The sequence below is a fragment of the Paenibacillus sp. AK121 genome, assembly GCF_019042715.1.
Classification (GTDB): Bacteria; Bacillota; Bacilli; order Paenibacillales; family Paenibacillaceae; genus Paenibacillus; species Paenibacillus polymyxa_C.
Map to the genome: position 1 here is coordinate 30,691 of NZ_JAHPJM010000021.1, position 10,357 is coordinate 41,047.

A 10,357-nucleotide genomic window follows, 5' to 3' on the forward strand; every position below is an offset into this window, starting at 1 on the left:
TAATTCAACACGACACCGCGTTAATGTTGTATAAAATTAGTAAATAAACCGTTCGGAAGGGTGTTAAATATGTTGCGTTCGAATCGAGAAAAACAGCAGGCTTACGAATTTGTTTCAATTGAAGAGTTGGTCCCTCAAGATCATCTGCTCCGTAAAGTGGACAAGTATATCGATTTTTCTTTCATCGACGAAAAGGTTCGTCCGCTTTACTGTGCTGATAATGGGCGGCCTGCTATCGACCCTGTCGTGTTATTTAAGATGATTTTCCTCGGTTATTTTTATGGCATCCGTTCCGAACGCCAACTTGAACGTGAAATTCAAACCAACCTCGCTTACCGCTGGTTTTTGGGGTTAGGTCTAACCGACAAAGTGCCGGACCATTCTACGATTAGCTGGAATCGTCGCACTCGCTTTAAAGACACCGAGATTTTTCAGGAGATCTTCGATGAGATTGTGCTTCAAGCTATCCAGCACCGTATGGTGGGCGGACGTGTCTTAGTTACCGATTCAACCCACGTCAAAGCGAATGCGAACAAGCATAGATACACAAAGGAGCAGGTTTTACAAAACACCCGTGATTATGTGAGTGAACTTAATGCTGCCGTAGAGGCTGACCGGAATGCACATGGAAAAAAGCGTTAAAGCCTAGAGAGGACGTGATCGAGGAAAAGGAAGTCAAAGTGAGCACGACAGATCCCGACAGCGGTTATATGATTCGTGATGGGAAACCGGAAGGATTCTTCTACTTAGACCACCGTACCGTGGACCTGAAATACAATATGATTACGGATGTACATGTCACCGCTGGAAATGTCCACGATTCTGTACCGTATTTGTCCCGTTTGGATCGTCAACAACAACGATTTGGTTTTAAAGTAGAAGCCGTTGCTCTAGACTCGGGGTACTTGACTTCACCCATCTGCAAAGGGCTGCAAAGCCGAAACATTTTTGCCGTTATTGCTCACCGAAGGTTTCACCCGACCCAAGGCTTATTCCCAAAATGGAAGTTCACGTATGATGCACAGCGCAATCTTTATGTCTGCCCGGCGAAGCACGAATTACCGTACAAGACGACTAATCGCGAGGGATACCGGCAGTACGCTTCTGATCCACAGCATTGCAAGAACTGTCCGTTATTAAACGAATGCACACGGTCTCGCAACCACCGAAAGGTGGTAACCCGCCATGTCTGGGAGGACAGCAAAGAGTGGGTACGAGACAACCGGTTGAGTCGATCCGGGAAATATCTCTACCGAAAACGAAAAGAAACGATTGAGCGAAGCTTCGCGGATGCCAAAGAGCTCCATGGGTTTCGCTATTGTCGTTTGCGCGGACTGCAAAACGTCAGGGAACAGGCCCTGATGACAGCAGCCGTGCAGAACATGAAGAAGATGGCGATCCACCTGGATCGCCTGGAAAAACGGGGGTAGCCCCTCATTTTTTCGTACTTAGTTACTTGGGAAAAACAGAGAAACCCTGATCCTTAAAAAAGGACAGGGTTTCTCGACAATCTGAGGACCCTCGGATAGGGTCCTTTTTTCGTGTTTAAAAAGTCATTCAACCTTCATATTCTACTATGATAGACGACCCTATTTCAGGATTCCTCACGAACGCTAAGTTGTCCTGTTCCTGGTACATCCAGAACAATCCGCGCTTTGACGGTCGATCCATCTTTACGTTTAAAAGACAACAATTGCGTCTGCCCCTTCGCGAGCAGGGACTTGAGCATCGTTTCAGTAATCTGCTTGCCAGCATATTCCTTCCAAATGACAAAGCCACAGCCTTGCTTAAAATGGCTACACCCATACCCTTTACGGCCTTCAATAATACTCCCACCGCAATTGGAGCACGGGCAGCTGCCTAACGCCTGCCTTTGGCTCACTGAAGCATCTGACTGTCCATCAGATGAGCTCCGCACTGCTTTTGTAGCTGAACTGCGTCTTGTTGGTGCTGCTGCTTGCTTTAGCGCAGCACTTCCTGCACTACTACCGCCTCCTGATGGTGTGCGATCCATTCCTTTGGCAGTGGCACGTCCACTCGCGCCTACACTGCGGGCGTTCCCCTTGCCTCCCGAGCGATTACTCCTTGCCTCCTCGCCAAAGGCATTTGCGGGAGCAGGTGGCTGCTGCCTTACCTTATCAATGATGGACAACGTGAATCTTTTAACGTTATCCATAAACTTCTCCTGAGCTGCCTCACCCTTGGAAATTTGATGAAGACGGCGTTCCCATTGACCTGTCATTTCCGGTGAGGCTAATAGATCTACCCCGGCATGACGGATCAGGTCAATAGCCATCTTTCCCTTATCTGAAATAAGAATCTTTTTGCCCTTCATTTCAATGTAGCCGACCTTCTTCAATCGTTCAATTGTGGCAGCTCGTGTCGCAGGCGTACCTAAGCCAGCGTCCTTCATAACCTCGCGTAATTCCTCATTCTCCATCTGCTTGCCGGCGCTTTCCATCGCTTTAAGCAATGTGCCCTCCGTGTAGCTTTTAGGGGGCTGAGTCGCCTTTTCTTTCATCTCGGCGCGAACACAATCCACCGGACGACCTGCATCAATTTCAAACTTCTTGTCTGTCCACTCGTCCGTTTCCTCTTCATCTTCCTTTTTGGATGTTTTGCTCTTTTTACCTTTATCCTGGTCAGCCTTGCTCAAAACCACTTTCCATCCCAAGGACAGAAGCTCCTTAATATTGGTTTTAAACAAATGCTTGTCCACCTGCGTCATTACGGTATGCATTTTATATTCAGCCGGCGGGAAAAAATGCGACAGAAACCTACGAATAACCAGGTCGTATACATTTTGTTCCTCCTTGCTTAGCGTCCCCGGTCTTTTTAACGTCGGCAAGATAGCATGGTGATCCTCAACACGAGACGGATTGCAGACCGATTTATTCTGTTTATGGACCAAATTAGGGTTTGCTTGTTGAACCAGATCAGCATAAGGGCCTGTCCCGAGCATCCGTAATGCCTTATGCATGCCGTCTATATTCTGCTCTGTCACATAGTTAGAGTTGGTACGCGGATAGGAAATGACCTTGTGACGCTCATAAAGCGCTTGTGCCACATCCAGCGTTTTTTTGGCCGAATAACCGTACTTGGCATTCGCCTCTCGTTGAAGCAATGTCAAGTCGTACAATTTAAAAGGATACTCCTTTGTCTGCTTCGTATCATATTTGGTAATCTTCCCCTCTTTTCCGCGTACCGCCGCAGCAATCCCCTCAGCTTCTTCCGGTTTCGTCAGCCGATCTCCCTGCCATGCCCCTTTGTACTTAATCTGATCTTGCTTAAACTCAGCCCACACGTCATAGAAGGTTTGAGACTGAAATGCTTCAATTTCCTTTTCTCGATCATGAATTAGTGCCAGCACGGGAGTCTGTACCCGTCCTACCGACAGCAGGGTGTTATGACGTGTTGTGAACGCTCTGGAAGCGTTCATGCCAATCAGCCAGTCCGCTTCACTTCGTGCCCGCGCAGCTTGAGTCAGGAATTCAAACTCCGAGGCATCTCGTAATCGTTCAAAGCCTGTCGCAATACTCTCTGCCGTCAAGTCCGAGATCCACAATCGCTTAACCGGCTGTCGTAGCTTTAGCTGCTGCTGAATTAGCGCAAAAATATATTGCCCCTCTCGTCCAGCGTCACAAGCATTCACGATGGCATTGCAGCGTTTGGCCAGCTCACCAATCATTTTTAGCTGATCTTTTGTTTTCGGATTAGGTACGATTTTGAACTGTTCAGGGATAATCGGAAGATCTTGAATATTCCATCGTTTGTACTTAGCATCGTAAGCATCTGGCTCAGCCAGCCCTAACAAATGACCGATCGCCCAGGTTACAATGTATTTCTCCCCTTCCAAATAGGTACGGTTATTTTTAGCACGAGGCTCCATAACAGCGGCAATCGTCCGCCCCATATCTGGTTTCTCAGCAATAATCAACGTCTTCATACATTCCATTCCTTCCTGACGGCCTTCTGTTTCTCCTCCATGAATCATAGATATACATGGAACGCAAATGAAAACACAGCTATCCCGGCCTCATGCAAAAGGAGCTTTCTCTCAGCGAAAGCTCCTTTGTAAATTCATTTAGTCTAGCGCTTCAACAATATACGTCTATTATACCATAGATCTCATGGTTCTCTCAGGTCATGATTTTACTCTATGTTGAAACTACACCATTAATAAACGCGGGTCACATTTGTGTTAATTTATATTACATATATTTAAGTTTTCAGTTAATTGTTTTGTAAAATAAAAGTATTTTTCTTTAAAAAGGCTACACATATCCTCCTTATTTATGTTATGATCACTATAGATAACAGTTGCATGATTAAAAACTCAATTTAAAGTCATTTTATATAACATTATGTTTACAACCCTTTGTACACCTTCCTAGAAAATTGGATTCAACAACTAGCGACAATGCTTGAAACACAAATAAAGCCCCATCCTAAGATGGAGCCTTTACTTGATTCGTAACATTAAATTTATAATTACACCAAAACAGTAGTACCCATGAGGTATTTATCAACTTCACGTGCTGCTTCTCGACCTTCATTAATAGCCCACACAACCAGACTTTGTCCGCGGCGCATGTCACCCGCAGCAAACACCTTATCCACATTCGTCACATATTTCCCATAACGTGCCTTAACGTTGGAGCGACGGTCCGTTTCCAAACCGATTTCCTTCACAATCGTTTGCTCAGGCCCATCAAACCCAATTGCAATCAGCGCAATTTGTGCTGGGAATACACGTTCCGTACCTGGAATCGGTTGATAGATTTTACGTCCAGTTTCATCAACAATACGTTGGATTTGAATGGTGTGCAGTTCTTTCAGATTGCCATTCTCATCACCTACAAATTTGGTTGTCATGATGGAGAACTCACGCGGGTCTTCCCCGAACAACGCTTTCGCTTCTTCCTGTGCATAATCGAGAGAGTACACATTCGGAAACTGCGGCCAAGGATTGGCAATCGGATCACGTTCCAGTGGAGCTTTGGTGTGTGTGCCAAATTGAGTGACACTCCGGCAACCATGCCGCAAAGAAGTAGCTACACAGTCCGAACCTGTATCACCACCACCGATAACAATAACGTCCTTACCTTTGGAAGACAAATAGTTGCCATCTTCAAGGTTGGAATCCAGATAACTTTTGATGGTGCCATTCAAATAATCCATAGCATAATGGACGCCATTCAAATCACTGCCTTCAATATTGAATTCTCTCGGCTTTGTAGATCCACCGCATAGCACAACCGCATCGTAGTCGGCAACCAACTGTTCAGTAGGAATATCCTTGCCAATTTCCGTATTCGTGATGAATTGAATACCTTCAGCCTCCAGCAAGTCTACACGACGCTGTACAACCTTCTTATCCAGCTTCATGGATGGGATTCCGTACATCAGCAACCCACCTACACGATCTGCACGCTCATATACAGTCACGCTGTGCCCTGCTTTGTTAAGCTGTGCTGCCGCAGCCAATCCCGCAGGACCCGAGCCAACAATAGCCACTCGTTTGCCTGTACGTTTTTCCGGCGGGTTAGGAACAACCCAGCCTTCCTCAAAACCTTTTTCGATAATCGCTTCCTCAATTGTCTTAATGGTAACAGACTGCCCGATAAGGCCAACAGTACATGAGCCTTCACATGGCGCAGGACAGACACGCCCCGTAAATTCGGGGAAGTTATTCGTTTTGTGCAACCGATCTAACGCTTCCTTCCACAAACCACGATATACGAGATTGTTCCATTCCGGAATAAGATTATGAACCGGGCAGCCTAAAGTTGCTCCCATGAGATCCATCCCCGTATGACAATAAGGAGTTCCGCAGTCCATACAACGCGCCCCTTGGGTACGCAGCTCTTCTTCAGACATATGCTTATGGAATTCTTCCCAATCCTTTATACGCTCTGCCGGGTCCCGGTCTGTAGGAAGTTGTCGTGTGTATTCCATAAATCCAGTTGGTGTAGACATGTTACGTTCCCCCATCTCTTCGCTTATGAACCCCGATCATCCATTCAGAATTCTAATCAAATTCGAACTTGTCTGTTTGTGTTATGAAAGGGTCTGTTCTCGTTGAATTTGATTTATTGTATCACAATACAGCGTAAAAGTAATGAAAACTTATGCAACTTTCTGCATCTACAGCCAAAAGGATTTTTTATATGGTTTATTAATTTTTCAAATGAGCTAGGTCGAGTTCATCTATTGTTATCCTGTTCTCTCGTAAACAACAAAACGGTAGTCATACAGGTTTTTGTCGTCCTTGATACCTGGCGTCTCACTGACTATAGTCCAACCGCTCCAATCCAGCTCAGGAAACGTCGTATCACCTTCAAAAGTCTCCTCAATTCGAGTCACAATCAGCCGATCAGCATGTGGCCAAAACAGTGAATAAATCTCCGCTCCGCCAATGACCATTAGCTCTTCTTTCTGGGCAAGTTGGAGCCCTTCTTCCAGCGTATGGATTACTTCCGCACCTTCCGCCTGATAGCGCTCATCTCGAGTCAAAACGACGTTGCGGCGGTTTGGTAGGCTTTTCCCGCCAAAGGATTCCCACGTTTTGCGTCCCATGAGTACCGTTTTATTAATCGTCTGCTCTTTGAAGAAGGCCATGTCTCTGGGAAGGCGCCAAGGAAGACTGTTATCCCGGCCAATCACACCATTTTGTGCCATAGCCCATATCATCGAAATGCTCATCTTTCCACCTCCTCTAATCAGATGGCGACAGGCGCCTTGATCCCTGGGTGATGCTCGTAATTCTCAAAAACAAAATCCTCGTAAGTGTAATCAAAAATGGATTCCGGCTTGCGCAGGATTTTTAACTGTGGTAACGGATATGGGTCACGTTCCAACTGCGTATGCACTTGTTGTATATGGTTTGAATAAATATGCACATCGCCTCCTGACCAAATAAACTCTCCGGGCTCCAAACCGCACTGCTGTGCAACCATATGCGTCAGCAATGCATAACTAGCGATGTTGAATGGCAGTCCAAGGAAAGTATCCACTGAACGCATCGTCAGCATACAGGATAACTTTCCTCCAGCTACGTAGAACTGGAATACAAAATGACATGGTGGCAACTTCATCGATTCAATTTCAGCCACATTCCAAGCACTGACGATATGTCGACGTGAATCCGGATTGTTTTTGATTGCCTCAATGACATTCGCAATTTGATCAATATGTTGTCCGTCCGGTGTTTCCCATGCGCGCCATTGCGATCCATACACAGGTCCCAGATTCCCCTGCTCGTCTGCCCATTCATCCCAAATGCTAACTCCGTTCTCCTTGAGATAAGCAATATTGGTATCCCCTCGCAAAAACCATAACAGTTCATGTATAACGGATTTCAAATGTACTCTTTTAGTGGTCACCAACGGGAAGCCCTTGGCCAGATCAAAACGAAGTTGCCTTCCGAACACAGATAATGTTCCCGTCCCTGTCCGATCCTCTTTTTTCACTCCGTTCTCTAAAATATCCTCCAACAATTCCAAGTAGTTGCGCACGTTGTTTCTCTCCTTTGAGCATGAATAAAATACAGCATCGTCAATTTTTAATTTTTAAAATTCTCGATCTACCCCATTAATCTATATTTAGTTTATCATGTAGGGTACTTTTTTGACCATGTGCTGTGTGAATTTTCATGATAGTCCAATAATTTTAAAGTTTGAAAAAAAGAGACAAAGAGCGCAGATATAGCGCTCCTTGCCTCTTTTTTCATGTATGAAAACCAAAAACAAGATAATGAAATGGAATTAGCGACGTGGCGCCAATGCGTGGATCGGATGACCCATTACGACTTCTGCAGCTTCCATCACAAGTTCGCCCAACGTAGGGTGAGCATGGATAGTCAAGGAGATATCTTCGAGTGTAGCACCCATTTCAATCGCCAGACCCAGCTCAGCAATCAGGTTGGAAGCTTCCAGACCTACGATTTGCGTACCCAGTACCAGACCTGTATCTGCGTCAGCTACGATTTTTACAAAGCCTTCAGCAGCGTTCAAGGAAACGGCACGACCGTTTGCTCCATAAGAGAACTTGCCAACTTTGACATTATAGCCTTTTTCTTTAGCTTGTGTCTCTGTGTAGCCTACGCTAGAGCATTCTGGATCTGTGAACACAACAGCCGGAATACATTTATAGTCTACAACAGATGGTTGGCCAGCAATTACTTCAGCAGCTACTTTACCTTCGTAAGAAGCTTTGTGAGCCAGAGCAAGACCAGGAACAATATCGCCGATTGCGAAAATGTGAGGGATGCTTGTGCGTCCTTGGTGGTCAACTTTCACCATTCCGCGTTCATCCAGTTCTACACCGATCAAATCCAGACCCAGTTCACCGTCTGTATTTGGACGACGTCCAACAGTTACAAGCAGGTACTCAGCAGTTACTTCTTTGCTTTCACCGTTAACAGAGAATTTCACTGTTACATCTTTATCAGTTTGCTCCGCACTTTCCGCTTTAGCGCCAGTGAAGATTTCGATACCTGTTTTCTTCATGCTTTTCGAAACGATGGAAGTCATATCTTTATCGAAGCCAGGAAGAACAGTATCCATACCTTCAATAATAGTTACTTTGGAACCGAATTTGGAATACATTTGTCCAAGCTCTGCACCAATATATCCACCACCGATAACGATCAGGCTTTTCGGAATTTCAGGCAGGTTCAATGCTTCGGTAGAAGACAGAATGCGTCCGCCAAACGGGAATGGCTTCAATTCGATAGGACGGGAGCCTGTTGCGATAATTGCATTTTTAAAACGGTAACGTGGTGATTCATGTTCGTTGAATACACGCGCTTCGTTTTCGTTGATGAACATGCACTCACCGTTGAAAACTTCGACTTTGTTGCCTTTGAGCAAGCCGCTTACGCCGCCAGTCATTTTCTTAACAACACCGTTTTTGAATTCTTGTGTTTTTGCAAAATCTACTTTTACATTTTCAGCCGTAATACCGAAAGTTTCGCCATGTTTAGCTGCTTCGTATTGATGAGCTGCAGAGATCAAAGCTTTGGATGGAATACATCCACGGTTCAAGCAGACACCGCCCAGCTCAGATTTGTCAACGATCAATACGCTTTGTCCCAACTGTGCGGCACGGATGGCAGCTACATAGCCGCCAGGACCCGCACCGATAACCAATGTGTCAATATCCAGAGAAGCGTCTCCTACTACCATTGATTACACCTCCATTACAAGCAGCTCAGGGTTAGCGAGCAGCTGTTTAATATAGTTCATGAAGTTTTGAGCAGTTGCACCGTCAATAATACGGTGGTCAAAACTCAGGGAAAGAGCCATTACTGGAGCGGCAACAATTTCACCGTTTTTCACGACTGCTTTTTCACTGATGCGGCCAGTACCCAAAATTGCAACCTCAGGGAAGTTGATGATTGGAGTAAAGAACATACCGCCTGCGGAACCAATGTTCGTGATGGAAATCGTGCTTCCTCTCATTTCATTGGCAGCCAATTTACCATCACGACCGCGTACAGCCAGGTCACGAATGGAATCAGCAATCATCCAGATACTCTTACGATCAGCATCTTTGATAACAGGAACGATCAAGCCGTTGTCTGTATCTGTAGCGATACCGATATTGTAGTATTTTTTGTAGACAATTTCGTTAGCTTCTTCGTCGATCGAGGCATTCAGAGCCGGGAATTGACGGGAAGCAGCAACCAAAGCTTTTACGATGAATGGCAGGTAAGTTACTTTTGTGCCTTTCTTCTCTGCAATTGGTTTGATACGAGTACGGAAAGCTACCAGCTCAGTTACATCCACTTCGTCCATAATTGTAACGTGTGGAGCCGTGTAAGCCGACTTAACCATAGCATTGGAAATTGCTTTACGGATACCTTTAAATGGTACGCGTTCTTCCTCAGCACGCGGGTCTGCAGCTGGTGCGGATGGTGCTGCAGCTTTCGCTTCTTTTTTAGCTGGCTCTTGCGCTTTTGCAGCTTCTTTCGCTACTGGTGCAGCCGCTTGGCCTCCACCATTTTTGAAAGCTTCTACATCTTCTTTAGTGATTTTACCGTTTTTGCCGGAGCCACTCACTTGAGCGATGTTAACACCTTGCTCACGTGCAAATTTGCGAACGCTAGGTGTAGCCAGTACGTCTTTGTTCGAAGCAGCAGGTGTTGCACTTGGTTGCGTGTTCGCTCCACCTTTGGCAGCATCCTCTTCTTGTTTAACAGCAGCTGGTGCTTCTTCTTGCTCAGGAAGTTCACCTTCAGCAGCGATGACAGCCACAACTTGACCTACGTTAAAGATGTCTCCGTCTTTGGCAAATACTTCTTGAACCGTACCATTAACCGGACATGGAACTTCAACTACAGCCTTGTCGTTTT

At 45.7% G+C, this 10,357-nt stretch carries 7 protein-coding genes; 1 reads left to right on the forward strand and 6 read right to left on the reverse strand.

Translation table 11 applies throughout. The annotated features are described in order from the left end of the window. Positions 1-69 precede the first annotated feature (69 nt). A protein-coding gene (locus KSP24_RS24020) for an IS1182 family transposase (protein ID WP_216976985.1) occupies positions 70-1,430 on the forward strand; the annotation gives its coding sequence in 2 pieces (ribosomal slippage) (positions 70-637 and positions 637-1,430; 1,362 coding nt in all). 164 nt (positions 1,431-1,594) lie between these two features. Here the strand turns inward: KSP24_RS24020 and KSP24_RS24025 are convergent. From KSP24_RS24025 to KSP24_RS24050, 6 genes are all read right to left on the reverse strand, one after another. After that, positions 1,595-3,946: a type IA DNA topoisomerase gene (locus KSP24_RS24025; RefSeq protein WP_216976987.1), complete on the reverse strand. Its 2,352-nt coding sequence runs from the start codon at positions 3,944-3,946 to the stop codon at positions 1,595-1,597. A gap of 545 nt (positions 3,947-4,491) precedes the next feature. After that, positions 4,492-5,979 carry a glutamate synthase subunit beta gene (locus KSP24_RS24030; RefSeq protein ID WP_064964191.1) on the reverse strand — a complete coding sequence of 496 codons (1,488 nt, stop codon included), beginning with the start codon at positions 5,977-5,979 and terminating at the stop codon, positions 4,492-4,494. Positions 5,980-6,216: 237 nt separating this feature from the next. Beyond that, a complete protein-coding gene (locus tag KSP24_RS24035) occupies positions 6,217-6,705 on the reverse strand; it encodes a dihydrofolate reductase (RefSeq protein ID WP_013371452.1) in 489 nt (162 codons plus the stop codon). 17 nt (positions 6,706-6,722) lie between these two features. Beyond that, on the reverse strand, positions 6,723-7,517 hold the full coding sequence (gene thyA / locus KSP24_RS24040) for a thymidylate synthase (RefSeq protein WP_013371453.1): 795 nt from the start codon (positions 7,515-7,517) through the stop codon (positions 6,723-6,725). A gap of 249 nt (positions 7,518-7,766) precedes the next feature. Then, on the reverse strand, positions 7,767-9,188 hold the full coding sequence (gene lpdA / locus KSP24_RS24045; protein ID WP_013371454.1) for a dihydrolipoyl dehydrogenase: 1,422 nt from the start codon (positions 9,186-9,188) through the stop codon (positions 7,767-7,769). Between the two features lie 3 nt (positions 9,189-9,191). Beyond that, positions 9,192-10,357 (reverse strand): dihydrolipoamide acetyltransferase family protein (locus KSP24_RS24050; RefSeq protein ID WP_216976989.1); only part of this gene is annotated, 1,166 nt, incomplete at its 5' end.

Coding starts and splice junctions, on each gene's coding strand:
- lpdA (WP_013371454.1), bottom strand. CDS start 9,188: ATGGTAGTAGGAGACGCTTCTCTGGATATTGACACATTGGTTATCGGT.
- KSP24_RS24035 (WP_013371452.1), bottom strand. CDS start 6,705: ATGAGCATTTCGATGATATGGGCTATGGCACAAAATGGTGTGATTGGC.
- KSP24_RS24030 (WP_064964191.1), bottom strand. CDS start 5,979: ATGTCTACACCAACTGGATTTATGGAATACACACGACAACTTCCTACA.
- KSP24_RS24025 (WP_216976987.1), bottom strand. CDS start 3,946: ATGAAGACGTTGATTATTGCTGAGAAACCAGATATGGGGCGGACGATT.